The sequence below is a fragment of the Aquimarina sp. ERC-38 genome, assembly GCF_026222555.1.
Taxonomy (GTDB): domain Bacteria; phylum Bacteroidota; class Bacteroidia; order Flavobacteriales; family Flavobacteriaceae; genus Aquimarina.
On the sequence record NZ_CP098511.1, the window covers coordinates 2,402,461 to 2,428,308 of the forward strand.

Annotated in this window: 27 protein-coding genes; 18 read left to right on the plus strand and 9 right to left on the minus strand. The window is 34.0% G+C overall.

Annotation, left to right across the window (positions count from 1 at the left end):
- Nucleotides 1–322: 322 nt before the first annotated feature.
- Both NBT05_RS09895 and NBT05_RS09900 read right to left on the minus strand, forming a co-directional pair.
- Complete coding sequence (locus NBT05_RS09895; RefSeq protein WP_265769705.1) at nt 323–949, minus strand: anthranilate synthase component II; 627 nt, start codon at nt 947–949, stop codon at nt 323–325.
- A 102-nt stretch (nt 950–1,051) separates the two neighbouring features.
- Complete coding sequence (locus NBT05_RS09900; protein ID WP_265769706.1) at nt 1,052–2,449, minus strand: anthranilate synthase component I family protein; 1,398 nt, start codon at nt 2,447–2,449, stop codon at nt 1,052–1,054.
- Nucleotides 2,450–3,197: 748 nt separating this feature from the next.
- Here NBT05_RS09900 and NBT05_RS09905 point away from each other — a divergent pair.
- The 8 genes from NBT05_RS09905 to NBT05_RS09940 all read left to right on the plus strand — a co-directional run bounded on the left by NBT05_RS09905 (nt 3,198) and on the right by NBT05_RS09940 (nt 8,600).
- Nucleotides 3,198–3,719, plus strand: a complete 522-nt coding sequence (locus tag NBT05_RS09905) for a TlpA family protein disulfide reductase (protein WP_265769707.1) — start codon at nt 3,198–3,200, stop codon at nt 3,717–3,719.
- Nucleotides 3,720–3,734: 15 nt separating this feature from the next.
- Nucleotides 3,735–4,364 carry a thioredoxin family protein gene (locus tag NBT05_RS09910; RefSeq protein WP_265769708.1) on the plus strand — a complete coding sequence of 210 codons (630 nt, stop codon included), beginning with the start codon at nt 3,735–3,737 and terminating at the stop codon, nt 4,362–4,364.
- Nucleotides 4,365–4,674: 310 nt separating this feature from the next.
- Nucleotides 4,675–4,989 carry a rhodanese-like domain-containing protein gene (locus NBT05_RS09915; RefSeq protein ID WP_265769709.1) on the plus strand — a complete coding sequence of 105 codons (315 nt, stop codon included), beginning with the start codon at nt 4,675–4,677 and terminating at the stop codon, nt 4,987–4,989.
- A 7-nt stretch (nt 4,990–4,996) separates the two neighbouring features.
- Nucleotides 4,997–5,401 carry a rhodanese-like domain-containing protein gene (locus NBT05_RS09920; protein WP_265769710.1) on the plus strand — a complete coding sequence of 135 codons (405 nt, stop codon included), beginning with the start codon at nt 4,997–4,999 and terminating at the stop codon, nt 5,399–5,401.
- A 435-nt stretch (nt 5,402–5,836) separates the two neighbouring features.
- Entirely contained in the window at nt 5,837–6,196 is a 360-nt protein-coding gene (locus tag NBT05_RS09925) for a DUF1622 domain-containing protein (protein ID WP_265769711.1), read from the plus strand.
- Nucleotides 6,197–6,258: 62 nt separating this feature from the next.
- Nucleotides 6,259–6,795, plus strand: coding sequence for a hypothetical protein (locus NBT05_RS09930; protein WP_265769712.1), 537 nt, complete (start codon nt 6,259–6,261; stop codon nt 6,793–6,795).
- A 28-nt stretch (nt 6,796–6,823) separates the two neighbouring features.
- Complete coding sequence (locus NBT05_RS09935) at nt 6,824–7,465, plus strand: DUF2490 domain-containing protein (protein WP_265769713.1); 642 nt, start codon at nt 6,824–6,826, stop codon at nt 7,463–7,465.
- 436 nt (nt 7,466–7,901) lie between these two features.
- Entirely contained in the window at nt 7,902–8,600 is a 699-nt protein-coding gene (locus NBT05_RS09940) for a type 1 glutamine amidotransferase domain-containing protein (RefSeq protein ID WP_265769714.1), read from the plus strand.
- 295 nt (nt 8,601–8,895) lie between these two features.
- Here the strand turns inward: NBT05_RS09940 and NBT05_RS09945 are convergent, their stop codons facing one another.
- Entirely contained in the window at nt 8,896–10,413 is a 1,518-nt protein-coding gene (locus NBT05_RS09945; protein ID WP_265769715.1) for a BCCT family transporter, read from the minus strand.
- A gap of 254 nt (nt 10,414–10,667) precedes the next feature.
- On the opposite strand from NBT05_RS09945, the gene NBT05_RS09950 reads away from it, so the two are divergent.
- The gene (locus tag NBT05_RS09950; RefSeq protein ID WP_265769716.1) at nt 10,668–10,952 is read left to right on the plus strand and encodes a hypothetical protein; all 285 of its coding nucleotides are present in this window, start codon (nt 10,668–10,670) and stop codon (nt 10,950–10,952) included.
- A 10-nt stretch (nt 10,953–10,962) separates the two neighbouring features.
- Here the strand turns inward: NBT05_RS09950 and meaB are convergent, their stop codons facing one another.
- Nucleotides 10,963–12,030: a methylmalonyl Co-A mutase-associated GTPase MeaB gene (gene meaB / locus NBT05_RS09955; protein WP_265769717.1), complete on the minus strand. Its 1,068-nt coding sequence runs from the start codon at nt 12,028–12,030 to the stop codon at nt 10,963–10,965.
- 86 nt (nt 12,031–12,116) lie between these two features.
- Between meaB and NBT05_RS09960 the strand changes: the two genes are divergently transcribed.
- The 7 genes from NBT05_RS09960 to NBT05_RS09990 all read left to right on the plus strand — a co-directional run bounded on the left by NBT05_RS09960 (nt 12,117) and on the right by NBT05_RS09990 (nt 18,202).
- Nucleotides 12,117–12,542 carry an organic hydroperoxide resistance protein gene (locus NBT05_RS09960; RefSeq protein ID WP_265769718.1) on the plus strand — a complete coding sequence of 142 codons (426 nt, stop codon included), beginning with the start codon at nt 12,117–12,119 and terminating at the stop codon, nt 12,540–12,542.
- Between the two features lie 320 nt (nt 12,543–12,862).
- Nucleotides 12,863–13,354 (plus strand): RNA polymerase sigma factor, encoded by a 492-nt coding sequence (locus NBT05_RS09965; RefSeq protein WP_265769719.1) that lies wholly within the window; start codon nt 12,863–12,865, stop codon nt 13,352–13,354.
- Nucleotides 13,338–13,952, plus strand: a complete 615-nt coding sequence (locus tag NBT05_RS09970) for a hypothetical protein (RefSeq protein ID WP_265769720.1) — start codon at nt 13,338–13,340, stop codon at nt 13,950–13,952. Before NBT05_RS09965 ends, NBT05_RS09970 begins: the two co-directional genes overlap by 17 nt.
- The gene (locus tag NBT05_RS09975; protein ID WP_265769721.1) at nt 13,924–15,312 is read left to right on the plus strand and encodes a hypothetical protein; all 1,389 of its coding nucleotides are present in this window, start codon (nt 13,924–13,926) and stop codon (nt 15,310–15,312) included. The genes NBT05_RS09970 and NBT05_RS09975 overlap by 29 nt, the downstream gene beginning before the upstream one ends.
- Before the next feature lie 304 nt (nt 15,313–15,616).
- Complete coding sequence (locus NBT05_RS09980) at nt 15,617–16,225, plus strand: hypothetical protein (RefSeq protein WP_265769722.1); 609 nt, start codon at nt 15,617–15,619, stop codon at nt 16,223–16,225.
- A 128-nt stretch (nt 16,226–16,353) separates the two neighbouring features.
- Complete coding sequence (locus NBT05_RS09985) at nt 16,354–17,007, plus strand: peptidoglycan DD-metalloendopeptidase family protein (protein WP_265769723.1); 654 nt, start codon at nt 16,354–16,356, stop codon at nt 17,005–17,007.
- 166 nt (nt 17,008–17,173) lie between these two features.
- On the plus strand, nt 17,174–18,202 hold the full coding sequence (locus NBT05_RS09990) for a helix-turn-helix domain-containing protein (RefSeq protein ID WP_265769724.1): 1,029 nt from the start codon (nt 17,174–17,176) through the stop codon (nt 18,200–18,202).
- Here the strand turns inward: NBT05_RS09990 and NBT05_RS09995 are convergent.
- From NBT05_RS09995 to NBT05_RS10015, 5 genes are all read right to left on the minus strand, one after another.
- Complete coding sequence (locus NBT05_RS09995; protein ID WP_265769725.1) at nt 18,199–18,774, minus strand: response regulator; 576 nt, start codon at nt 18,772–18,774, stop codon at nt 18,199–18,201. The two genes, NBT05_RS09990 and NBT05_RS09995, sit on opposite strands and share 4 nt — an antisense overlap.
- 192 nt (nt 18,775–18,966) lie before the next feature.
- Nucleotides 18,967–22,326, minus strand: coding sequence for a preprotein translocase subunit SecA (gene secA / locus NBT05_RS10000; RefSeq protein ID WP_265769726.1), 3,360 nt, complete (start codon nt 22,324–22,326; stop codon nt 18,967–18,969).
- A gap of 188 nt (nt 22,327–22,514) precedes the next feature.
- The gene (locus tag NBT05_RS10005; protein WP_006989959.1) at nt 22,515–22,736 is read right to left on the minus strand and encodes a DUF2795 domain-containing protein; all 222 of its coding nucleotides are present in this window, start codon (nt 22,734–22,736) and stop codon (nt 22,515–22,517) included.
- Nucleotides 22,737–22,865: 129 nt separating this feature from the next.
- Nucleotides 22,866–23,441, minus strand: coding sequence for a cob(I)yrinic acid a,c-diamide adenosyltransferase (locus NBT05_RS10010; RefSeq protein WP_265769727.1), 576 nt, complete (start codon nt 23,439–23,441; stop codon nt 22,866–22,868).
- Nucleotides 23,442–23,473: 32 nt separating this feature from the next.
- Nucleotides 23,474–23,665, minus strand: a complete 192-nt coding sequence (locus tag NBT05_RS10015) for a hypothetical protein (protein ID WP_265769728.1) — start codon at nt 23,663–23,665, stop codon at nt 23,474–23,476.
- Nucleotides 23,666–23,776: 111 nt separating this feature from the next.
- Here NBT05_RS10015 and recR point away from each other — a divergent pair, with 111 nt between their 5' ends.
- Together recR and NBT05_RS10025 are read left to right on the plus strand one after the other, a co-directional pair.
- Nucleotides 23,777–24,394, plus strand: coding sequence for a recombination mediator RecR (gene recR / locus NBT05_RS10020; RefSeq protein WP_265769729.1), 618 nt, complete (start codon nt 23,777–23,779; stop codon nt 24,392–24,394).
- 229 nt (nt 24,395–24,623) lie between these two features.
- Nucleotides 24,624–25,718, plus strand: coding sequence for a glycosyltransferase family 2 protein (locus tag NBT05_RS10025; RefSeq protein ID WP_322874171.1), 1,095 nt, complete (start codon nt 24,624–24,626; stop codon nt 25,716–25,718).
- The last annotated feature ends 130 nt before the right edge of the window (nt 25,719–25,848 follow it).

Genomic DNA, 25,848 nt, shown 5'->3' on the forward strand with positions numbered 1-25,848 from the left:
TTGTAAAGGTTCAAAGTTGCAAAGACTCAAAGTTACAAAGACTCAGAGGTTCAAAGATGCAAAGGTTCAAAGCTGCAAAGTTACAAAGACTCAAAGTTGCAAAAAATCTGAGACTCAAAGGCTCGAAGAATCTAAAATTAAAGACTCATAGTTTCAAAACTTCTTAACTTTTTATAATTTATCATCGTTCTAATTTTTTTACTTCGTATCCCAACTCAAACTTCCCACTTCATACTTTATACATAATACTTCCCACTTCATACTTTTTAAATAAAACTTTCGGCCTCGGACTTTATACCTAATACTTCCCACTTCATACTTTTTAGGAGCTCACCCAATTCTCTAACATCTTTTTTCCATTTGGGGTTAAAACGGATTCCGGGTGAAATTGTACGCTACGAACGTCCAGTTCTTTATGGCGTAAGGACATAATTTGTCCGTTTTCATCATAAGAAGTTACTTGTAAGCTTTCAGGAAAATCCGATTCGGATACGACCCATGAATGGTAACGACCTACTTTAAATTCCTGGTTTAATCCCTGGAACAATACTTCATCTGTTACCGAAAGGTTTATTTTTGTTGCTACTCCGTGATATACTTCGTTTAAATTAATTAAACTACCGCCAAAAACCTCTCCAATGGCTTGCTGACCCAGACAAACTCCAAAAATACTTTTGGTAGGGGCATAGGTTTTAATTATTTCTTTTAGCAATCCGGCTTCATCCGGTATGCCCGGACCGGGAGATAATAATATTTTATCAAAGGGAGCTACTTCTTCTAATTGCAGTTGGTCGTTACGCTTTACAGTTACAGTACAACCTAAATCTTCAAGATAATGTACCAGATTATAAACAAACGAGTCATAGTTGTCAATAACTAAAACGCTAACCCCGTCCTTTTTGGAAAGAGAAGGAGTAATGTCCGGTTCTGTTGTATTTTTAGTGTTCATTTTTAATTTTTAAATTCAGCTACTTCTTGATTAAAAAATGCTGTAAAAGATTATAAAATTGAAATTATAGTATCTAATTTCTACTAAAATAGTTTGAGCAGACTAAATACTTTCAGCCAACTTTAACGCTTTGGTCAAGGCTCCCAGTTTATTATAGACTTCCTGTAATTCATTCTCTTCGTTAGATTCGTTGACTAATCCGGCTCCGGCTTGCCAATGCAATTCGTGATTTTTACTTAAAAAAGTTCGGATCATAATAGCGTGGTTAAAATTGCCCGAAAAATCCATAAACCCAATGGCACCTCCGTAGAAATCCCGATTGACCGTTTCATATTTTTCTATAAGTTGCATGGCTTTATGTTTTGGTGCACCGCTAAGCGTACCTGCCGGGAAGGTGTCCGCAACAACCTGCATAGTATTAGTATCTTTATCTTTCTTTCCGGTCACCTTACTAACCAGATGTATAACATGCGAATAAAACTGAACTTCGCGATACGTATCTACGGTAACTCCGCTTCCGTTTCTACTTAAATCATTACGTGCCAGGTCAACAAGCATGACGTGTTCTGCATTTTCTTTTTCATCGACTGCTAATTTTTTAGCAAGTTCGGCATCTTGTTCGTCATTTCCGGTTCGTTTAAAGGTTCCGGCAATTGGATGAATTTCGGCAATACCTTCTTTAACTACCAATTGTGCTTCCGGAGAGCTCCCGAAGATTTTAAAATCCCCGTAATCAAAGTAGAATAGGTAAGGGGATGGGTTTACGCTTCGTAAAGCCCGATACACATTAAATTCATCTCCTTTAAAAGCTTGCGAAAAACGTTTGGATAATACCAGTTGAAAAACATCTCCCCGTAAACAATGCTTTTTGGCTAATGCCACATGCTCTTTATACTGGTCATCGTCCAGGTTTGAGGTAGTAGGTCCTGTAGTGGTAAAGTTATATGTGGCAAAGTTTTTTACCTGTAATAAAGATTCTATTTCGGCAATATTGCTTTCGCAATCATAGCAGTGTGCAAAAATATAAGCTTCGTTATTAAAATGATTAATAGCAATAATGTTCTGGTAAACACTGTATTGAATATCCGGTATTTGCAACGAACCTTTTTTCTTTGAAATGTCAATATCTTCAAAATAACGTACGGCATCATAAGCGATATACCCAAAAAGCCCGTTACTGATGAACTTAAACTCTTTTGAAGAAGCTTTAAAATTACCAGCAAACTGATTGACTATTTCCGGGATATTTGTACTTGTTGTAATTGCTGTTTCTCTTTCGGTTTTATCCGGAAATTTTTCCAGAATAGTCTCATTTTCTATACGAATGCTGGCAATCGGGTTACAGCAGATGTATGAAAAACTATTTTCATTTCCTCGATAATCGCTACTTTCTAATAACAAACTATTAGGAAATCGATCCCGGATTTTTAAATAGACACTGACCGGCGTAATAGTGTCCGCCAGGATTTGTTTATAATGTGTAGTTAATTTATAACTCATTTTATTATTCTTTTTTTGGCTTTAAACCTTAGAACCGATCGATTTAATTACTGATAAATTTATTATTCGGGCGTCTCATCTTAACTAATCTATTACCAACATACTACTGTCTTGGTTAAAAACGATTACAGCAGTTTTATTTATAAAAAAAAGGCTTGTCGTGAGTTGACAAGCCTTTTTATGTTTATGCATAATATAGCAGTTACCTCACGAATTTTGAATTTCGAAAGACCACCACCAAATATTTTGTAACGTATTTTTCATTGATTTTATTAACGCCTCAAATATAGAATTTATTACAGATTTTTTCAATAAAAATTAATTATTTTAAAATAATACTTACTTAAAAGTCAATATCATTTTATCTATATAGATGATTATCAACATTATATTAAAGAATCTTAGTCTTTAAAGGTTTAGGAATAGTTAAGAAATATCTTTTACTCAGCACTACAGTATTCTTGTTATAATATACTACCTTAATTTTTTTAGAAGAACCTTTCAATTTCTAGTTAAGAATAATAAAGGAAGCAGCTATTCTTAGGATACTACATCTATTTATATGATAAGGAAATCAAATTAAAACTTTTAAGTTCAATTAGCTACCAGGTGATGATTGTTAATTTAAGGTAAGATTTTAACACATAAAGGTCGAAAACTTTTTTATATCCTAAAGTTGTGTTTAATTTAAACTTAAATGTTGTTAATTATTAAAAATACAAGGTAGGTTTTTAATAATTTTAGCTTTATGAATAGATTTTTTTGCTTTATTGCTGCACTTACTTTTTTTGGTTGTGCTCACAATGAGAAAAAAATAGCCCTAAATGCAACAGAGGTTATAAAGAAAAATGGGGTAGAAGTACCGGTCTATGATTTTGAAGCGTTTGAAAATTTACTGCATCAAAATGATAATAAAGCTCGAATTATCAACTTCTGGGCGACTTGGTGTAAACCTTGTATAGCTGAATTACCCTATTTTGAATTAATTAACAATCAATATAGAGATAAAGAAGTTGAGGTAATTCTAGTAAGTCTGGATATTCCGTCTGATATTGAGACAAAACTTATACCTTTTCTTAAAAAACAAAAAATCGATAGTAAAGTACTGGTATTAGATGATCCGGATGCAAATTCGTGGATTCCAAAAGTAAATTCCACGTGGTCAGGAGCTATTCCAGCTACTATAATTTATAAAGGGAATACGGCTCATTTTTATGAGCAGTCATTTACCTATAATGAATTAGAAAAACAGTTAAAAAGAGTTTTGTAATTTTTATTTTAAACTATGAAAACATTAAAATTATTGGTAAGTCTTACCTTCATTATTGTAGTAAGTGCTTTTGCGGTTGAAAATGTTTCCTTTAAAAAAGTAGTTACAAGTGGTTATACTATCGGATCAGAAGCAACCGATTTTTTACTTCAGAATGTAGATGAAACTATGGTTTCGTTATCAGACTACAAAGATGCAAAAGGGTTTATTGTTATTTTTACGTGTAACCACTGTCCGTATTCCGTTGCTTATGAGGATCGTATTATATCATTAAACGCAGAGTTTGCATCAAAAGGGTATCCGGTAGTTGCTATTAATCCGAATAATCCTAAATCTTATCCGGATGACAGTTTTGAAAATATGAAAGTAAGAGCTAAAGAAAAAGGCTTTACTTTTCCTTATCTTTTTGACAAAGGACAGAAAATATATCCGCAATATGGTGCTACTAAAACTCCTCATGTGTATGTGTTACAAAAATCGGGAGATAAACATATTGTCCGCTATATAGGAGCCATTGATAACAACTATAAGGATAAGGAGAAAGCAGATAAAAAATATGTGGAAGATGCGGTAAATGCTCTGTTAGAAGGGAAACCGGTACCTGTAGAAACTACAAAAGCAATAGGTTGTAGTATCAAAGCATAAATCTTGTTGTTAGATAATAGTATATTATCAGTAGTAGTTCTTTAACTCAGATAAGAACGGTTAGATTTAGTTATATATAGTGATTATTGTCTGAACAATAAGTTGTAAACCATTAGCTATCTTCTTCAACTAATATTTTCTTCTCTAAGTATGAGTGGTTTATTTTATGCTATTCGCACTTTGTTAGGTACTTCGATTTTGAAATTTTGATTCCGTAGTAATTTAATATTGTAGTACTTCGTTTAGCTTTAAAATGTTATTTTCGTAATAAATTTGAATACATTGCGACAATAGCATTAAAACACTTATTATGATTAAAGATATTACCCAGGATGAGTGGGTAGAAATGATTGAAAATGATAAAGACGCTGTTATTCTGGATGTAAGAACAGATGATGAAGTAGCAGAGGGTTACATACCGGGCATGATTAACTACGATATCCATGGCGGACAAGAATTTATGGATCAGTTGAATACTTTGGATAAAAGTAAAAATTACTACGTCTACTGTCGTTCCGGCGCAAGAAGTGGTCAAGCTTGTCAAATCATGGATCAAAATGGTTTTGCAAATGCGTATAACCTCATAGGCGGGTTTATGAACTGGGATGGTGATATAGAAGAATAGTAAAATTATGAAGATAAAGCTGCTAAGTATTATTTCCATTCTTTTGGTTTTATCCGTGAGTTGCGCACAAACTACGGAAACTACTGAAAAAAGTACAATAGAACTCCTTTCTCCCGAAGAAATGAATACCTTATTATCCTTGGAAAACGTACAGCTTATTGATGTGCGAACCCCGAAGGAATTTCAAGGGGGACATATTAAGGGAGCTATTAATATTGATTATAGAGATGCTAATTTTCTGGAAATGCTTGCTAAAGTAGATAAATCCAAACCAGTTGCCGTGTATTGTAAAAAGGGTGGGAGAAGCGGTGCTTGTTCAAACATTATGCAAAAAGAAGGTTTTCAAAAGATCTATGACCTGGATGGGGGAATTACGAGTTGGATCTATGAAGGGAAACCGGTTTCTAAGTGATTTGTGGGTGATCTTTTAGTAATGTGTTTCAGATCAAACATGAATTAATTCAAAAGAATAGTTGTAATCTATTAATCTTTTACTTTTTTCGTTGTCAATCCAGGCTTTTTCTTCATGACTTTTTTTCATAATTTGAGTTGCATTTTATTTTTAATGAACTTTAAAGTAAAATCCCATGTCATTAAAGATAAGAAGAAGTACCATAGCTAAGAACTATCTAAAAAACTAAATCAATCAGCTAATAGGTAACCAAAAGATATAAAAGAAACACTAAATAGGTAAAAATAAAACCTAGATTTATTAACAATATTAAATACTAGTCAATCAAAAGAATTTAATTACCAACGCTTTCAGGTATTTTAAAAAGTTTTAGCGTTAGTTGGCTATAAGTAGATAATGTACTTTGTTCCGGTTAAATCTTAGTATAAATCATACGTGGAACATATTTCCGAATACATTGAATATGCTGCTAAAGGCATAGAAATCATAGGTATATTAGTCATTATAGTGGGTACGTTACTAGCGTTACTACAGTATGTAAGCCATCTTTTTAGTGCAAAAGAAAAATCTTATTTAAAATTAAGACACCAATTGGGAAAAGCTATTTTACTAGGATTAGAAATCCTGGTTGCGGCTGATATTATCGCTACGGTAGTTACTGAGCCTACGATGAATAAGGTACTTACCCTGGGGGTTGTCGTATTGATACGAACCTTTCTAAGTTTATCCTTACAGGTAGAAATTGAAGGTAAGTTTCCGTGGCAATCTTCTAAAACTAATAATCTAAAAGAATGAAGCTAAAATATATATATGCACCCTTTCTGTATGTTTTCTTTATAATGTGTTTTTATATCAATATGAATGGACAGAAGAAATATGAAAGGGAATATCGAATTCAGAAAACAGAATTTCCGGTATCTGCTATTGATTATTTAAAACAAAACAATTTTACTACCTGTAAAATCAAATACTACCTGGAATCTGACAGCACCAATCAAAGTTATGAAGCCAAATTTAAATATAAAGATCACAGGTATAGCGTAGAATTTAATACCAACGGAATTCTAGAAGATATTGAAGTGAACGTAGATTTAGACTGGTTGGATAAAAGCTTACAGGAACAAATAGCTACACGACTAGATTCGTTGTTTAAAAAGCATCGAATTTTAAAAGTTCAGGTGCAATACCCTAATACGGAGGTTGAGAACACTACAGTTATTGCCAAAGCTGCAAAAACCTTGGATACCTCAATACTACATAACTATGAATTATTAGTTGCAGCAAGAAAAGAAGATGAAGGGTATAGCGATTATGAATTACTTTTTGATAAAAAGGGAAACGTGCTAAAAATCAGAAAATCGGTACCACCAGCTTATGGATATATTTTGTATTAGGTTTTTTCTGATCATAGCATCCTGCTTTATGCTACAAGGAGTCGCAGCTCAAAGCAACTTCGGGGGTTTTATGCAACCTCAGGTGACCCTGGAATATAAAATAACTCCAATGTATTCTCATACGAACGGAATTGAAGAGCGAAATTCTTTCAGCCGAGAGGCTAAATCATTTTGGGAGGTACAACAATTAGATCTTTTTCATTTCTCCCAGCTTCGGATTTTGGATAACCAAACCCTGGCAATCGGAATTCAGTATCGATTCCGACAGCTTTTTTCCGAAGATAAAGAAGACGAATTGCGATTTACCGAGCAGTATTCTTTGACTAAAAGAGGATTTTCAGTACGTTACGGACATCGGCTACGCACCGAACAACGAATTAGCAAGGAAGAAACTATTCATAGATTTCGTTATCGATTTATGTTAGATTTTCCTCTAAAAGGACAGGTCTTAGATATACATGAGCTTTATATTGCTTTCGGAACGGAAAGTTTATGGAGTGTGGCTTCTTCAACGCAACCGGAATTTGATCAACGACTTCTTATGGATTTCGGATGGGTTGTCACTAAAAGTATCAGTTTAGAATTAGGTATTGAACACCGAATTGAAAACTACACGAATGACGTAGCGCAAAATCTTTTTATCAACTCAAGTTTAAACTTTTCATTGTAAAAAAGCAAAGTACTTTAAGGGTTCTTCCCTTCAATTTTTCAAGAGTGCTATTCTTTATTCTTAAATGAATCAAATCACTTTCCCTTCTACCAATTGTTTTATCAAATAAAAAAATAGCATGATACATAGTATAATATCTCCTTAGGCAGGTGCCATACTGGGTAAGCTAAAAGTCCTATAATATCCTTTTAAAATTATGTAAGATAAAATCGATGCTATTTTAAGAATTTTGCCAGGTACAAATTACAAGAAATTATTAATTCATTTAAAAAGCTATTTTATGAACACGTATGCTAAAATAACAGAACAAAAATTAAAGCCAATCAAATTTAACCGAACTTATACTTCAAATTGTGATACGATTGTTTGTAGAAAAAATACCAGGAAGTTAAGTAAAGCGTATAATATTGTTTAAATAATTAAAGTAAAATGTGCTATGAAGAACATACTGATTATAACAACATCACACAGTGAGTTACTGAATACAGATACTACCACAGGACTGTGGCTCGGAGAATTCACAGAGCCTTACTACTATTTTATTGACAAAGGATATACGATAACCATTGCGAACCCTAAAGGAGGCTATCCACCGATTGATCCGGTAAGTGAATTAACCGAGAATATTACCAGTTCAAACCGACGTTTTCAAGAAGATCCGGAAGTGAAACAACGATTACAGAATGCTATTACCCTCGATGAAGTAGATGTGTCAAAATTTGACGGCGTATTTTTTCCGGGAGGACATGGACCTATGTTTGATTTGGCTAATAACCAAACCTCCGCAAGCATCATCAACCAAATGCTAGTACAGGGAAAACCTGTAGCTTCGGTGTGTCATGGGCCAGCAGCACTGATAAAAGCTGCCGAAGAAAATCCTGCATTGTTGGTAAATAAGAAAGTAACCGGATTCTCAAACGCCGAAGAAAAGTTGGTTTTAAAAGATGATACAATTCCTTTTTTCTTAGAAGATGCTTTAAAAGAAAAAGGAGGTAACTATACCTCAGCAGCCCTACCTTTTACAACTCATGTAGAAGTGGACGGACTGCTAATCACCGGTCAGAACCCAATGTCTTCTAGTAAAGTTGCCGAAGAACTGGATACTATTTTAATAGAACAAACCGTAATTGTATAAATAAATAAGCGTAAGAGAGTTAGTTGAAGAAATGGTAAGCTAGGATTATATTTTACAGTAGTGCGTTTGAATAATAAATTTTATTAAATCAGTAAAAAACTAGCAATAACAAAAGTTTTTATTAGAAAAGTTAAATTATTCTGAGTTCAACTGAAGAGTTCAATATCCTAAATAAAATTCAGGACAGGCTACTTTTCTTTATTTTATCACAAAAAGCGTTAACCCGCCCTGCCCGTCCGACCAGGGCGGGTTAACGCTTTTTCTTGAATGTATTTTAAGTATTTAGATACAACTTTCAACTGCATTTAGTTGATCGTGTAGTATAAAGCGTTTTAAAAAATAACACAATCATCACGATCATTAGCAAAGAGAATGGTAGCGAAGTAATAATTAATAACTTTTGCATGGCAATCAGGACATCTACCTGATCATTACTATTCCCTAAAAAGATGATGCCGATGGTACATAAAGTTAATAGTAATGTCCAGATCAACCTGTGCTTCTTCCCAGGTTCTTTCTTTCCTCCATCGGTAAACATACTTAATACAAAAATGGCTGAATCCAATGAGGTCACCAGAAAACTTACCAGGAGCAGAAGGATAACCGAGTTAACGAAGCTAGCGTAGGGGTAGTACGAAAAGAACTGGTAAACAGAGGTGAAAACATTGTCAAACTCTCCGGTGTAGGCTAAGCTATTTTTTATAATTTCAAAAGCAGCAGTTCCAAAAGTGGTAAACCAGAAAAACGTTCCTAAGGATGGGATTAATAAAACACCTAATACTAGTTCTCGTATAGTTCTTCCCCTGGAAATACGGGCAATAAAAATTCCGGTAAAAGGTGCCCAGGCCAACCAGAAAGCCCAGTAGTAATAGGTCCAATCGGTTAAAAAAGAGGTTCCCGGATTAAAGTTACCTAGGGCCAGGCTTAAGGGTATAAAATCTATAATATAGTGATATAGTGCAATAAAAAAACGGGATATAATTTGAAGTACGTTTTCCTGAAAAAGAACAAACAGTAAAAGAAGTACCGTACAATAGATATTAATTTTTGAGATCAATTTAATTCCCCTTGATATTCCCGCATAAGCAGATATCCCGGCAATTATAGAAATACCTAGTACAATATATACGGTTTGGGATATGGAGATAGTGGTATCAAATAAATAGGCTAAACCTCCTTCAATTTGTGTTGTACCTAGTCCAATAGCTGCTACCAACCCGAAGATAGTGGTAAAAATACATAAGAGGTCAATAATCGATAGATAAGCTTTGTTTATAAAAGTAGGTTGACGTACCGCTTTCGAACTATAAAAGGTACTACTCATCTTTACCGGGGTATCCCTAACAAAAATGGCGTAACCAAATATGATGGCAAACAGTGCGTAAAATGCCCATGCAGTAAACCCCCAGTGATAGAACACATATTCGAGTGCGATAATATCAGTACTTGCACCGTTTACAATCGGAGGGTTGTTTTTCATAAATACGGGTTCTTGTACAGCACGCAGTAGAATCCCTGCACCCATCCCTGCGCTGTATAACATAGAAACCCATTCTAAACGTGAATAGGAAGGTTTTTCAAAACTCTTACCTAATTTTTGCTTACCTGCAGGTAATAGTGCCACTCCTATTACTATGAATACACTTAAAAATCCCAGGTACAAATAATAATGCCCGAAGTAATTACGGACTTCTATTGAAAGTTTTTCAATAAAGTAGTAAGTAGCTTCGGTTTTAAAAACAAAAAAGTAAGATATTGTACAAAACAAAAGACTTATACTTATCAATAAACCGTACCGCTTTAAATAATACATAAAAGGCATTTTATAACACTATCGATGAAAGATACTATTATAAACGGATAGGATTAAAATTTAACAGTTCAATTCCACTTTTTTTTGCTTTTCATTAAAATTTTTATTTTAACTTGTAATAACTTAAGGGTAGAATACATGTATAATATTTTGACTAAACCGTAATGATGTTTTTGTAAAGCGTATGTAAATCTATTATTACAAAATCATTTATTGAGGTTGTTTTTTAATAACTAACTTTTAAATAAATACTTATGAAAAGAGTAATAGTAGATTACAAAAAATTGAACGAAGACATTCTAAACCTTCTTATCAATAAATTTCCTGACGGTTACAACGACGGAGATATTATTTCTTTTAGAAATCAGCACAACGAAACGGTCGAAGCGGTCGAAGTAAGAACAGAAGAAACGATCTACCTGGTTAAAATTAGTAAACGCTTGTCAGATACCATGGCAAACTTTATGGATGAGGAAGATACTAGTGTAGAAACTACCAATCAATCCGAAGAACTGGACGTAGTGATTTCAGACGAATAGATTTTAACTTTTATGTAAACTTCTTTAAAAGGGTTTCCGCAGCTTGAAAGGGGGACAGTTTTTTATTAACTACTAATTTTTCAAGAGAGGCAATTTCGGATTGTAATTGTTTATTTTGATAGAATTGTGATAATAACCTGTTTTCTATAGTCTTATGTAGCCAGTTTATATCCTGTTGTTTTCTTCTCCGATCAAAAGATTTATTTTGCTTGGTAAATTGAACATACTGCGCTATCATTAGGTTTGCTTCGGCGATACCTTTGTTGTGCAGTGCGCTACAACTAAGAACCTTAGGTTGCCAGTCATTTTCTTTAACTGATAATAAATGTAGTGCTTTGCTGAAGTGATTTTTAGCTTTTTTAGTTGCCAGTTGATTATCACCATCATCTTTATTAATTAAAATGGCGTCGGCTAATTCAATAATACCTCTTTTAATACCTTGTAATTCATCACCGGCTCCGGCTAGTTTTAATAATAGAAATATATCAGTCATATGGTAAACGGCAGTTTCGCTTTGTCCTACCCCCACCGTCTCAACAATGATACGTTCATATCCAGCGGCTTCACAAAGTATGATGGTCTCACGGGTCATTTGCGTAACACCACCTAACGACGTTCCGGCGGCAGACGGTCGTATAAAAACTTGATCTGAGGCAGCCAGCTTTTCCATTCTGGTTTTATCCCCCATAATACTCCCTTTGGTCATAGAGCTGGAAGGATCAACTGCCAGAACAGCCAGTTTTTTATGCTGTGTCATCCAGTAAGTGCCTAAGGTTTCAATAAATGTACTTTTGCCTACTCCGGGCACTCCCGTAATTCCGATCCGGACGGAATTGCCACTGTAGGGCAAACATTTTTGAATTAACTCTTGTGCAAGTATGTTGTCTTGTTCTTTTTTGCTTTCAACCAGTGTAATTCCCTGGCTTAAGGCAACAATACTACCTTTACGAATTTCTTCAAATAAAAAAGGAACAATATCCGGAGATAGCCTGCTCTTTTGAAAAGAAGTTGCCAGTTTTCTATTAATATGAGAGGGCACTTTAGGTATGCTTTCTGTCGATTTTTCCTTTCCGGACACGGGATAGCTTTATTATAATTTTAAGAAACCTAATGTTTAAACTTTAGGTAAGATACACTATATTGAATTTAAAATAAACGTAAAATATGAAAACATTGTATACTGCAGAGGCGACAACGAAAGGTGGTCGGGCAGGTAAAGTAACTTCAAGTTCAAAAGCTATTGATAATCAATTGAGTGTACCTAAAGAACTTGGAGGTGAGGGAGGTAATAATACCAATCCGGAAGAATTGTTTGCAGCCGGATATTCTGCTTGTTATGGAAGTGCCTTACAACATGTGGCAGATAAACACAAAATAGACCTTGGTGATTTTTCAGTAACCGCTTCGGTTTCTATAGGTAAAACCGAAGAAGAAGATTTTCAACTATCCGTAATATTGGATTCATATTTACCTACGGTAGATATTGAAACCGGTGAAAAACTGGTAAATGAAGCGCATAAAGTATGCCCGTACTCCAAGGCTACCCGGGACAATATTGATGTAACTTTAAATATTTTATTGGACGAATAAAAGTCTTCTATAAAAGGTAAGAAAGGTTGTTTGGTCTTAAGTTAAGTATGCTACGTAAAATGGGTACTTTCGTAAATAGACCAAACAACCTTTTTTTTAATACTCATCAAGAAGTATACATTCGTTCATTAAATCCGAAGATCAACTGTTTTTTTAAAGTTCGGTATGATTTTTATGTATATTTTGTAACATCACTAAAAAATTATAGTTTTATAGGTATCTATAAAAAGGAGACAGCTGTTTTTTAACCATTAATATAAGAAGTTTTGCTACAGATTGAATTGATAGACAAGTGCAGGAAAAACGACCGAAAGGCGCAAATGGAATTGTATAAAAAATACTGCGATGGTATGTATTACGTTGCCCTGCGTTTTCTTAAAGATCCTTTTGAAGCGGAAGAAGCCATGCAGGAGTCTTTTATCAAAGCTTTTACAAAACTGCATCAGTTTAATGGTGATGTCACTTTTGGAGCCTGGTTAAAGCGTATTGTGATTAATAAGAGTATTGATATGCTAAAGGCTAAAAAACTGCAAACTATTGCGCTTAACGAACAAATTATGACTTCGGTTGAAGAACAGGAAAATTGGGTGGTTGAAGACTCGGTTACGCTGGAAGAAGTTAAAAAAGCTATCGAACAGTTACCGGAGAAATACAGATATGCCGTCATGCTCTTTTTAGTAGAAGGCTACGATCATAAAGAAATTAGCGAAATCTTAAATATTACCCCGGTCTCTTCTCGTACCTTAGTACATCGAGGAAAAAAACAACTACAGGAACAACTTAAACATTTACGATATGGGACAGGATCTTAGAGAGTTGTTAAAAAAAGATAGGGGATTACCAATAAATCAGTTATCTGATAACCATGAGTTAAACTTTTTATCAAAACTGGAGCAGGAGTTACCTGTTCAGGAAAAAAATACGAAACGATTTTGGAATACCAATTGGATACGAATTACGGCGGGACTGATTATGGTATTGTCAATTAGCCTTTCTTACCTTTTTATGGGAAATTCGAATAATAAAGCTGATTTTATACCGGGTGTAAGTGATGTGCAAAATGCTAAAGTGATTTTACCCAAACAAACCTCATCGCTGGCTTCCATATCTCCCGAATACGAAAAGGCAGAACAGTATTTTCTTAAAAATATAAAATTAGGTATATCAGAAATCACTATTGATAGCAATAATCAGGAATTGGTACAAAGTTTTATGCGTAGGTTAAAAGAACTAGATGAGGAGTATCAAAGTCTCAATATAGAATTAATGGAATTGGGACCTAATCCTCAAAGTATTGAGGCTATGATGGAAAACCTGACCCTTCGTTTATCACTTTTAAATCGTTTAAACAGTAAACTTAAAGAACTGGATACTCTTGAAAATGAAAACTATATTGATTTACAGGCTTAGTATACTACTGCTGTTTTTAGCATGTATCTCCAACCTTGTAGCTCAAAAAAGACTTGACAAGTTTGTAAAAACTTTTAAAGTTGAAGATAATTTAACCTTACAGGTAAATAGTAATTATTCTAAAATAATCATAAAACCTTCTGAAAAAAACGAAGTAGCCGTTCACGCATATTTTGAAGGTGATATTCAAAAAGAAACAAAAAAAGAATTGTTGGCTGACTGGGAGGTGACCGCTAGTAAGGATTTAAATAGAATTGTAATTCAAACCACTACGGCAAAGTTCTGGGCGGGAGAACCCAAAGTATCTTCATCTGTTTTCAAAAAGATTCAACCGGAAGACATTAATACCTTACACGCTGTAATTGCAAGTATTTTAAATCCGGTTTTAAATAATAGTAAACAACAATATAAAGTCAACCAGTTAAATAAAAAGCTAAAAAGTATTGATTTTGACACAGCATTGTATATAAAAGATGAAAAACGCTACGTAGAACAATGGCATCACCAGATTCGGGAGAAATTTGGAAATAATTCTGATGATTTATTAAAACTATGGTTACAAAACCTGTCAGAAGAAAGTAATCATATTTTCCTGGCTAGTACGGATCTTCCGGGTTATCATACAACTACCACGACTTATATGGATAGGTTCATTAAGGGTTCTACTACAGATATGACAGAAGTTTCGCAGTATATTGGAGATACTGTTACCGTTTATCAATTTCGTCGTAAAAAAGGAGTTCAGGATAAAGTGACTAAAGTCCTTGAGGTTAGTGTTCCTGCTACCACGCAATTGGAGCTAAAGGTACGACATGGAAGTGTAAGAATTTTTGAATCGGTAGCTAATGTTAAAGCTTCTTTAGCCTATACTAGTCTTACTGCAGATGAAATTACCGGAAAACAGTCTATTATTGAAATTTCTTATGCTCCGATATTTGTAAAAAAATGGAGTAGTGGGCATTTAGCCTTAAACTACGTTAAGAACTGTAGGTTACAAACGGTGAGTAATCTTCGTATTAACTCCGATTCTAGTAATATCTTTATGCAGGAACTTCAGAAGAATACGGCAATTTCCGGTAGTTTCGGAACTATTTCTATTTCTTCTTTAGCAAAAGATTTTGAAACTTTAGATTTATTAGTACAGAATGCGGACTTTCAATTAAAAGTACCTAAAGAAGTAGTATTTAACTTTTCATTAAGTGGTTCACAGAATAAAATCCAGATTTCTAAATCAGTTAAAGTCTCCGCACGAAAAAACTTTGAAAATATCTTTGTTAGTGGCTACCAAAATTCCAGAAATACAGAAAACTTAATCAATATTCAGGCAAAATATTGTAACATTAGTTTACAATCCATATAAGTTCGCTGATTCTTCTTTTTATCAACAACTTTTAGTGTCAAATTATATTTTAAACTTTGCGTATTTCATCCTTTAATTTTTGTATTTCATCTATTTTTAAGATAATTTTAATTTTTAAATATTTGTTAATCAATTATTTATGATTTTTTTTAAATCAATTTTAAGATTTTGTGTATTTCAACGAATTTCTAAAACAACTGGTCTAAAAAAGGGGAAATTATTTTATTGGTATGGTAAAAACACTTATCATTGTATGGTATTCACGCAACAAGATTAAAGTATTGATATAAAAATTACGCCCCAAATGAAATTATTTATCATTCTATCATTAGCAATACCTACTCTATTATTTGCTAATACTGAAAAAGAAGCATTAGAAGTTAGACAAGAAGGACAGATAGTAACAGTTACCAATTTTGAAGAAGGAAATAAAATTAAGGTTTTTGAAACTGTAAGTGGAGTTCATGTCTTGTCAAAGAAAAGAGGTCAAATTGATTTAAGTCAATTACCAGAAGGTTCTTATACAATCATAGACAATTCAGGTCGGACAGTTGAAGTTATCAATACTGGTGAAATTGTAGAGATAGACGAAACCACTAATGAATTTTTAATTACTGAAGATGCGCCATTAGTCGTAGAAAATGAAGATAGTACTGCTGAGGAGCAACCGTTAAACGACTTTACTCATTACCAACCTCTGAAAATTAAACAAGTTGACAATAGTATTGAAATTCTTGATTTTACCGACGGTGATATTATAAAAGTGTTTGAATTTGAAAATGATATTCATGTGCTGACTAAAAAGTATAATGTAATTGATTTATCACAATTACCATCCGGAAAATATTATTTAAAAAATAATAAAAGACAAATAGCAGTTGTAGAAAAGACAGAACTGCTTACCATCGAATAAAAATTGGAATACAGACATAATTTTTATTAACACGAGGCATACTTTAGTATGCAAATTATTTGGGGAAGAACCTGCTACTTCGGTAGCAGGTTTTTATTTTTGTCTTATATTCCCTTTTTAACACAGTTATGAATAGTATCTTTCCCATTCTTTTACCTGAGTATCCTTTACATCAACAATACGTAGAAATTGATCTTTCTCAATCCAATGTAGCATTAAAGCAAATAGATATTACATCAGCTATTGCCATGGATACTTTTATAGCAAATTTTCTTACAGAGCACAAAGCTTCTGTTGCTTACGGGGGCTATCTGGAAAAACGTGCTATTTATGATAGAAGCCAGGTATTTAAAAACAAAGGTACTACGCCCCGTAGAAATATCCATCTGGGGGTTGATTTCTGGTGTAAAGCGGGTACTCTGATAGCTACCCCTTTTGATGCTAGCGTACATAGTTTCAAAAACAATAATAAATTAGGAGATTACGGACCTACGATAATACTTGAACATAAACTAAATAATACCACCTTCTATACACTTTACGGTCATTTAAGTTTAGCATCAATTGAGCAGATTGAAGTTGGACAGAGGCTTAAAAAAGGTACCGTTTTTTGTGCTTTGGGAGATCATTCTGTTAACGGTGATTATGCACCTCATTTACATTATCAGGTTATCAAAGATATAGGAGTGCATTCCGGAGATTATCCCGGAGTATGTTCATCTGCTACTTTGGCTACGTATAAAAATAATTGTCCGAACCCTTTATCATTTCCGGGTCTTTAAGTTGCACTACTTTATTCTATAAGATTTCTTAAAATTGTTAGGGCTTTACCGATATAAGACAATGGTTTTGTAAGGTTTATGGGATTTTCATGAATTCATTAAAAATGTGAGACTCATTTGTGACATTTCATAATTAAAACTTACATTTATATTATATAACTAAATTATGAATAAAATGCTTTCCATAAAAGATACTACAGTAAGGGATATTGTAGTAGATATGGCAAAGTACTTTGAAGTGTCGGTTAAAGAATCTTTTAATGTAATTTCAATAATACTACCGGAACATATTGGTACCGGAGAAATTAAAGGAACTTCTTTTGATTCTGGAATAGGAGTAATTGAAGCCTTTTATTCGCTGCATGATGATCTTATTATAGAATTAGCACAAGATAATATTCACCCTCTTAAATTTATTTTTAATATTGGTCAAAATATTCAACACCAGTTTAAAGGTCTTGACGGAGACACTACGATTAAGACTTTTGAAAATTTAATAGTATCCAACAATAACAAGTATAGTAACATTTTTAAAATTCCTAAAAGTGAGAATATTAGTCTTTTTAGTATTGAAATCAACCGAAAGCAGTTTCATCATAAGTTAAAACAATTTGAAGAAGGCCTAGAAGATAGTTTAAAACTTCTGTTTAATGACCTGGACAGTAAAAAACTAATTTGGTATAAGGCTAGTTGTAGCCTGGAAATTGCTGATATTATTTATGAATACAAAAATTGTGAATTAGAAGGTTTTATGCGTTCTTTTTTCCTGGAAAATAAGGCAAATGAAATTCTTTATAATCAGTTATTACAATACCTGGACGACGATGGGGAAACGAGCTCAAATATACCTCGTAATTCAGATATTAAATATATTGAAGCAGCAGCATCGTTTATTAAAGACAATGTATCCGAATCTATGTCGGTATCTAATATAGCAAAAATAGTAGGCATTTCTCAAAAGAAATTGCAACGTGGTTTCCAAAGTCATTTTAAGCTTTCTATTAATGATTATATTAAAGAGAAACGTATGGAAAAGTTGGTAGATCTCCTGATAAATACGGATCTAAGCATCTCAGAAATCAGCTATGAAATTGGTATCCAGAGTAAAAGTTATGTTTCTAAACTTTTTAAAGATAAATATGGTGTAAGCCCTAAAACCTATCGTAAGATCAAACGGGATGTACAACTTAATTAAATAGTTAGTTGATTTTCATAATACTTACAGACCATATGCTCTAATTCTTTAAAATCAATGCTGGAAAGTAGGTTCAGATCTTTACTTTTTGAGTTTTCCAGTAAAATTAGCTTTTCTATTCTTTCTTCAAGTATTGCAAGTTGTTTCCTAACACGATGTTGAGCTTCAAAAATCTCCGGACGCTTAAGGTACATCTCTCTCAATTTCTTAAAGGTAGTATTCAACCTTTCGTTTAAATGATTTAAATTTCTCTTTAAAACTACATCTTTCGCACCTTGTTTAAAAAGTTCGGAAATGGTTTCCTGATCGGATATGACCCCAGATACTACGATACAAGGAATACTTGAATTCTGATCAGCAATAATTTTTAATAAATCCAAGGCATTAAACGTTATCAAGTTGTAATCAGCAATGACCATATCCGCTACCCGATTTTTGATAGCAAATTCAAAGTCAGCCAATTCTTTTACCAAGGTGAATTGCGCTTCAGGAAATTGTTTAAGTACTATTCTTTTAATTAAAGCTACATCTGTTTCATTATCTTCAAGTAGCAGAATTTTTACCGGTAACATACATACATACTTTATTAGTCCAATTGAATGATAACTCTTTGTTATTTTATAAGCCTTTAGCTACTTTAAATATAAAATTTTAATAAAAAACAACTTATAAATTTTTGAAAATGTTGAGCTAATCATATAACTAAATCAATACTAGATAACATGAATCTTCTATTCTATTTTATATTTATTTACCTGTATCTGTTAATTTCCTTCAGTAAGAATCCATTCCCCTTTTTCGATAAGTGGGATGGCTTGCTTGTATTTTACCGTTTTATTTTCTCCGCTTAAGACATGTTTAATTACAACCCGGTCATTTCGACCTATTTTAGGTTGATCACGAACAATAGTTTCTATTACTTGTTGTTGGGGTTGTGTTTGACCGGCAGACCTACTTACGGCAGCTCGTTCATCCATATTAGGAATTTCCTCTTTAGAAGTTTCCAGGTTCTCTTTACGGCTTACCTGCCGAGCTTCCGAAATATTCTGTGTATTGCTACTTGGCAATTCACCCTTAAACAAGAAAGAAATGACATCCTTATTTACCTCTTCAATCATGGCTTTAAATAATTCAAAGGCCTCAAATTTATAAATCAATAGAGGATCTTTTTGTTCATGGACGGCTAACTGGACACTCTGTTTTAATTCGTCCATTTTACGCAGGTGCGTTTTCCAGGCATCATCAATAATGGCCAGGGTAATATTCTTTTCAAAATCCGTAATTAACTGTTTTCCTTCGGTTTTATAAGCTTTTTGAAGGTTCGTTGCTACATTCAGGCTTTTAACCCCGTCGGTAAACGGAACCAGGATACGCTCATAATTACTGGTAGGATCTTCATACACCTGTTTGATAACTGGAAAAGCAATTTCTGCATTCCGCTTCATTTTCTCCTGGTAATGCTGGTAAGCGGCTTTATATACTTCTCCGGCAATTTTTTGAATATCCTGGCTTTCAAAATCCGATTCGCTAACCGGGCTGCTCATAGAGAAATACCGAATCAACTCAAATTCGAAGTTTTTATAATCTACCGCATTTTTATTAGTTTCTGTTATAACCTCTGCAGTGTCATAAATCATATTTGCGATATCCACTCGTAATCGCTCTCCGAATAGGGCATGATAACGTCTTTTATACACTACCTCCCGCTGGGCATTCATGACATCATCATATTCTAATAATCGTTTACGAACCCCAAAGTTATTTTCTTCTACTTTCTTTTGCGCGCGCTCAATGGACTTGGAAATCATGGAATGTTGAATTACTTCTCCTTCTTTTAATCCCATACGGTCCATCATCTTTGCAATACGTTCTGACCCAAATAAGCGCATTAGGTTATCTTCAAGCGATACGTAGAATTGTGAACTACCCGGATCTCCCTGTCTACCGGATCGACCTCGTAACTGACGGTCAACCCTTCTTGAATCATGACGCTCCGTACCTACAATGGCTAATCCTCCTGCTTTTTTTACAGCATCAGATAATTTAATATCCGTACCTCGTCCAGCCATATTGGTGGCAATGGTTACCACCCCAGGATTACCGGCTTCGGCAACAATATCTGCTTCTTTTTTATGTAATTTAGCATTCAATACGTTATGCGGTACTTTACGTATGGTTAACATCCGACTTAAGAGTTCGGATATTTCTACGGAGGTAGTACCAATCAATACCGGCCTTCCAGCTCTAGAGAGTTCGGTTACGTTGTCGATAACCGCGTTGTATTTTTCTCGTTTGGTTTTATAAACCAAATCGTCTTTATCATCTCTGGCAATTGGACGGTTGGTTGGAATTTCAACAACATCCAGTTTATAGATTTCCCAAAGTTCGCCCGCTTCTGTAACAGCAGTACCCGTCATCCCGGATAACTTGTTGTACATTCTAAAGTAATTCTGTAGGGTAACGGTAGCAAAAGTCTGCGTGGCATCTTCAATTTTTACATTTTCTTTGGCTTCGATTGCTTGGTGCAACCCATCGCTATATCGACGACCGTCCATAATACGTCCGGTTTGTTCGTCGACAATTTTTACTTTGTTGTCCATCACTACATATTCCACATCTTTTTCAAATAAAGAATACGCCTTTAATAATTGTCTTAAGGTATGGATACGTTCACTTTTTATACTGTAATCTCGAAACAGTTCTTCTTTCTTTTCAGCTTCTTCTTCTTTAGATAAACCTTCCTTTTCAATTTTGGCAATTTCCATCCCAATTTGTGGAAGTACAAAGAAATCCGGGTCTTCTTTTCCGGATAGATAATCTACTCCTTTATCCGTAAGGTCAATTTGATTATTTTTTTCTTCAATTACATAATACAGGTCGGCATCGATCTGATGCATTTCCCGATTATTGTCCTGCATGTAAAAATTTTCAGTTTTCTGAAGTAATTGCTTAATCCCTTCCTCACTTAAGTATTTGATTAAGGCCTTATTTTTAGGAATTCCCCGGTATACTTGTAGTAGTTTAAAACCTCCGTCCTTAGTATTTCCTTCCTTAATTAGTTTTTTAGCTTCTGCCAGTACTGTAGTTAATAGCTTTTGTTGTTTAGCCACTACATCCGAAATTTTTGGCTTTAATTGTTCAAATTCATGTACGTCTCCTTTAGGTATCGGACCGGAAATGATCAAAGGTGTCCGGGCATCATCAATTAATACCGAATCTACCTCATCAATAATAGCGTAATTATGAGGTCGTTGTACTAAATCCGAAGGAGCATGCGACATATTATCCCTCAGGTAATCAAAACCAAATTCGTTATTGGTACCATAGGTAATATCCGCATTATAAGCCGCTCTTCTTTCTGCCGAATTGGGACGATGGTTGTCAATACAGTCAATTGTTAATCCGTGAAATTGAAAAATAGGGGCCATCCACTCACAATCCCGACGTGCCAGGTAATCATTTACCGTTACCAGGTGCACCCCATTACCCGAAAGTGCATTCAGATACACCGGAAGGGTAGCTACCAAGGTTTTACCTTCTCCCGTCTGCATTTCAGCAACTTTTCCTTCGTGAAGAGCAATACCTCCAATTAGCTGTACGTCGTAATGTATCATATCCCAGGAAACTTCTTTCCCGGCAGCATCCCAGCTTGTAGACCAGATAGCATTTTCACCTTCTAGAGAAACATACGCTTTTACTCCAGACAACTCACGATCCATTGTAGAAGCTTGAACAGTAATCGAATCGTTCTCCGTAAATCTTTTGGCAGTTTCTTTGACTACCGCAAAAGCTTCAGGTAAAATCTCGTTTAGAACTTTTTCTGAAACTTCATAAGATTCTTTTTTTAGAGTATCAATTTCGTTGTAAATATCTTCTTTCCGATCAATGTCTTCGGTTTGATTGGCTTCTTCGTTTAAAGATTCGATTTTAGCCAATATTGGGCGTCTTGCTTCATTAATTTGTTCTTTAAAAGCATAGGTTTTTGCCCTTAATTCATCATTACTCAACCCGGACAGGGTTTTAAAAGCTTTTTTTATCTGGTCAACCCTGGGTTGAATTTCTTTAATGTCTTTTTTGGATTTATCTCCAACAAAAACCTTTAATACTGAATCTAAAATTCCCATATCTAATGGCTATATTTTCTCAATTATGGTTAATCAATTCAGAAAAACCAATATTTATTTTAATTATTATATATTTTAAAAACACTCAGCTATTCCCTTTATAGAAAAAGGCAAGTATCTTTGAAATTTAGGATTTTGTAATTTACATAAAAAAAAGCCTCTTACGAGACTTTTCTACTTTTTATCTTTTAATATTCATCTTCGTTCCAGAGATAATCTTCGTCTGTAGGGTAATCAGGCCAGATTTCTTCAATGGAGTCATAAGAATCACCTTCATCTTCAATAGATTGCAGGTTTTCTACCACTTCTAAGGGAGCTCCGGTCCTGATCGCATAATCAATCAACTCATCTTTGGTTGCAGGCCAGGGGGCATCACTTAAATAAGAGGCTAGTTCTAAAGTCCAGTACATATTATTACCGTTTTTAATTTTTGCAAAAATAATTTTTTAGTTTAAAAAGTCAAGTAAAAAATTAATTATTTACCTAATATTTAAAAGAACGTTTAGTTAAAGGAATTTTTGAGTTAACCACGGCAGTGTTTACGTTAATTTTTCCGGAACCCACTTAACTTCTTTTGCTCCGAGGTCAAGAGTCAATTTTCGTGCCAGTACAAATAAGTAATCCGAAAGTCGGTTTAAATAAGCCAGTACCTTCTTATCAAAAGGCTCGGATTCGTAAAGAGCGGTAGCCAAACGTTCTGCCCGTCGACAAACACACCGGGCGATATGACAGTATGACACGGTTGTATGTCCTCCCGGTAACACAAAATGAGTCATCTGCGGAAGTTCTTCTTCCATACGATCAATTTCTTTTTCTACAAATAAAATGTCCTTTTCTGTAATAATCGGAATGTTAAGTCGCTTTTGTCCGTTTTTTAAAATAGCTTTTTCAGGATCGGTAGCTAGAATGGCTCCTACGGTAAACAATTTATTTTGTATTTCCGTAAGGAACTGCATGTAGGTTTCATCAATTTTTTGATCCCGAATTAAACCGATATACGAGTTTAATTCGTCTACCGTGCCGTAACTGTCAATGCGTACATGATGTTTAGCAACCCGGGTACCTCCGAACAAGGCTGTAGTACCGTTATCACCGGTTTTAGTATATACTTTCATAGCTTGTTGTATCTAAAAACAATATTTTCAGCTTATTTCGAACCAAGTTCATTACTTTCCTTTGACTTACGTTTTTCAAGAACATTATTCTTAAAATTTCGACTTCGGCGATTGTATAATTTTTCTTTGTTGCGTTTTGAATTATAGAAAACAAAAATAAAAAGTACTGCAATAACTAATACGACCAGTATAAGTTGCATTTCTCCTGATAGTGATTCAAACATAAAACCTTAATTTAAAATAGTCCAAAACAGTTGCAAGATACTATCTTTAGCGATACAAGTCTTTGTAAAGGAAGAAAACTAAAACTGTAAAAAATACTATCTTTAACCTCTATGGAATTTTCTTCAAAATTACTGGAAAGTGCCGTGTACGAAATGTCGCAACTCCCCGGAATTGGTAAGCGAACGGCTTTACGCTTGGTACTTCATTTACTAAGGCAACCTTCCGTACAAACTGAACATCTGGCAAACGCATTGAGTACGTTGCGGGAAGATATTAAATTCTGCAAAATTTGCCATAGTATCAGTGATGTAGAGATTTGCGATATCTGTAACAATCCCAGTAGGGATCAAACGCTGGTTTGCGTGGTAGAAGATATTAGGGATGTGATGGCTATTGAAAGTACCGGGCAATACCGCGGCTTATATCATGTCCTTGGCGGAAAGATAAGCCCAATGGATGGAATTGGTCCTCAAAACCTGACAATTTCTCAATTAGTTGAGCGAATTAAAAACACGGAAGTAAAAGAAATTATCTTTGCCCTAAGTGCTACGATGGAAGGCGATACTACTAATTTTTATATTTACCGACAGTTAGAAGGTTTGCCTGTAAAAACTTCAAGTATTGCAAGAGGTATTAGTATTAATGATGAACTCGAGTATGCAGATGAAGTTACCCTAGGGCGTAGTATTTTAAATAGAATACCCTTTGAAAACGCTTTAAAAGGATAATTGATTGTTGTGTCTATTCATGCTTTAAAATCTAATTTTTCAATAAACTCCACCTGTTTGCTAATAGGTATTTAAATAAATTAGAATATATTTCCGGTCAGATTTTCTTTTACCATTGAAGTGGTTTAAACAACTTCTTATTTCGAAATAAAGAAAATCACTTCATTAATAAAAAAAAGGTTTTCTGAAGTTATCCGTAGTCATATTAAATTATAAAGTTCCTTATTTTTTGGAACTATGCCTGCATAGTGTACGTAAAGCTATACAAACTATTGATGCGGAGATTATCGTCGTTGATAATTATTCCGGAGATCGTAGTTGTGATATGGTTAAAGAGGTTTTTCCGGAAGTGATTTTGCTTGAAAACAAAGAGAACTTAGGTTTTGCAAAGGCAAATAATCAGGGAGTAGCCATAGCAAAAGGCACCTATATATGTATACTAAATCCGGATACCGTAGTTGCAGAAAGTACATTTACGACCCTTTTACAATTATATAAAAATAAAGAAAACCTGGGTTTAACGGGAATACAATTGCAAGATGGTAGCGGGTTTTTTCTGCCAGAAAGTAAAAGAAACATTCCAACACCGGCGGTTTCTTTACAACGCCTATTTCATTTTAGAATAGGGAACGTAAAATCTTATTATGCGAGTCACTTAGCTTCAAATAAAGAAGGTGAAGTGGATATCCTGGTAGGTGCTTTTATGTTTTGTGAACGTTTAAAATATCAGGAAGTTGGAGGTTTTGATGAAGACTATTTTATGTACGGTGAAGATATTGATCTGTCTTACAAATTTTTAAAAGCCAGATATTACAATTATTATCTGGGCAGTATTTCCTGTATTCATTATAAAGGAGAGAGTACTATCAAGGATAAAGTTTATGCAGCACGTTTTTACGGAGCTATGCAGCTATTTTATAAAAAGCATTTTGCTACCAGTAGCTTTACTAGCTTCCTTGTTGGTTTAGGAGTAAAACTCCTTTCCAAAGTAACTCAGCTAAAGCGAAATAAAATAAGAAAGGTGTCACCTAATCGATATTATTTTATTTCTACTAACCAACGGATTAAAAAGGATATAGAAAGTACGGTAAAAAAAGAAGTTGAATTGGTGAATAGCTTTTCAGAGATTATAAAGGAAGAGAAGAATATTGAGATTATTTTTGATGCAGCTTGTCTGAGTTTTTCAGAAATTATTCAGGTTATGCAAAAGAATGCTTCTCCCTTTATTACTTTTAAAATTAAACCTCCGGAACAAAATTTTATAATAGGAAGTAATTCGAGTACGGGTAGGGGTGAAGTGATTATTTTAAAAAGAATAATTTAGAAATATAACGTTGAACTACTTAACCTTACATAATTAATTGTTATTTTTTTTTAATATTGAAATGAGTCATACATTACTTTTTCCTACCTGTGTTTTAAATATTTGTAAGAATAATCGTTCAAAAAAAGAA

Coding starts and splice junctions, on each gene's coding strand:
- NBT05_RS09975 (WP_265769721.1), top strand. CDS start 13,924: ATGAAAACTATATTGATTTACAGGCTTAGTATACTACTGCTGTTTTTA.
- NBT05_RS09905 (WP_265769707.1), top strand. CDS start 3,198: ATGAATAGATTTTTTTGCTTTATTGCTGCACTTACTTTTTTTGGTTGT.
- NBT05_RS10010 (WP_265769727.1), bottom strand. CDS start 23,441: ATGAAAGTATATACTAAAACCGGTGATAACGGTACTACAGCCTTGTTC.
- NBT05_RS09930 (WP_265769712.1), top strand. CDS start 6,259: ATGAATGGACAGAAGAAATATGAAAGGGAATATCGAATTCAGAAAACA.
- NBT05_RS09900 (WP_265769706.1), bottom strand. CDS start 2,449: ATGAGTTATAAATTAACTACACATTATAAACAAATCCTGGCGGACACT.
- NBT05_RS09940 (WP_265769714.1), top strand. CDS start 7,902: ATGAAGAACATACTGATTATAACAACATCACACAGTGAGTTACTGAAT.
- secA (WP_265769726.1), bottom strand. CDS start 22,326: ATGGGAATTTTAGATTCAGTATTAAAGGTTTTTGTTGGAGATAAATCC.
- NBT05_RS09990 (WP_265769724.1), top strand. CDS start 17,174: ATGAATAAAATGCTTTCCATAAAAGATACTACAGTAAGGGATATTGTA.
- NBT05_RS09950 (WP_265769716.1), top strand. CDS start 10,668: ATGAAAAGAGTAATAGTAGATTACAAAAAATTGAACGAAGACATTCTA.
- NBT05_RS09945 (WP_265769715.1), bottom strand. CDS start 10,413: ATGTATTATTTAAAGCGGTACGGTTTATTGATAAGTATAAGTCTTTTG.
- NBT05_RS09995 (WP_265769725.1), bottom strand. CDS start 18,774: ATGTTACCGGTAAAAATTCTGCTACTTGAAGATAATGAAACAGATGTA.
- NBT05_RS09935 (WP_265769713.1), top strand. CDS start 6,824: ATGCTACAAGGAGTCGCAGCTCAAAGCAACTTCGGGGGTTTTATGCAA.
- NBT05_RS09915 (WP_265769709.1), top strand. CDS start 4,675: ATGATTAAAGATATTACCCAGGATGAGTGGGTAGAAATGATTGAAAAT.
- NBT05_RS09985 (WP_265769723.1), top strand. CDS start 16,354: ATGAATAGTATCTTTCCCATTCTTTTACCTGAGTATCCTTTACATCAA.
- NBT05_RS09910 (WP_265769708.1), top strand. CDS start 3,735: ATGAAAACATTAAAATTATTGGTAAGTCTTACCTTCATTATTGTAGTA.
- NBT05_RS10015 (WP_265769728.1), bottom strand. CDS start 23,665: ATGTTTGAATCACTATCAGGAGAAATGCAACTTATACTGGTCGTATTA.
- NBT05_RS09920 (WP_265769710.1), top strand. CDS start 4,997: ATGAAGATAAAGCTGCTAAGTATTATTTCCATTCTTTTGGTTTTATCC.
- NBT05_RS09965 (WP_265769719.1), top strand. CDS start 12,863: ATGGAATTGTATAAAAAATACTGCGATGGTATGTATTACGTTGCCCTG.
- NBT05_RS10005 (WP_006989959.1), bottom strand. CDS start 22,736: ATGTACTGGACTTTAGAACTAGCCTCTTATTTAAGTGATGCCCCCTGG.
- NBT05_RS09960 (WP_265769718.1), top strand. CDS start 12,117: ATGAAAACATTGTATACTGCAGAGGCGACAACGAAAGGTGGTCGGGCA.
- NBT05_RS09895 (WP_265769705.1), bottom strand. CDS start 949: ATGAACACTAAAAATACAACAGAACCGGACATTACTCCTTCTCTTTCC.
- NBT05_RS09980 (WP_265769722.1), top strand. CDS start 15,617: ATGAAATTATTTATCATTCTATCATTAGCAATACCTACTCTATTATTT.
- recR (WP_265769729.1), top strand. CDS start 23,777: ATGGAATTTTCTTCAAAATTACTGGAAAGTGCCGTGTACGAAATGTCG.
- NBT05_RS09970 (WP_265769720.1), top strand. CDS start 13,338: ATGGGACAGGATCTTAGAGAGTTGTTAAAAAAAGATAGGGGATTACCA.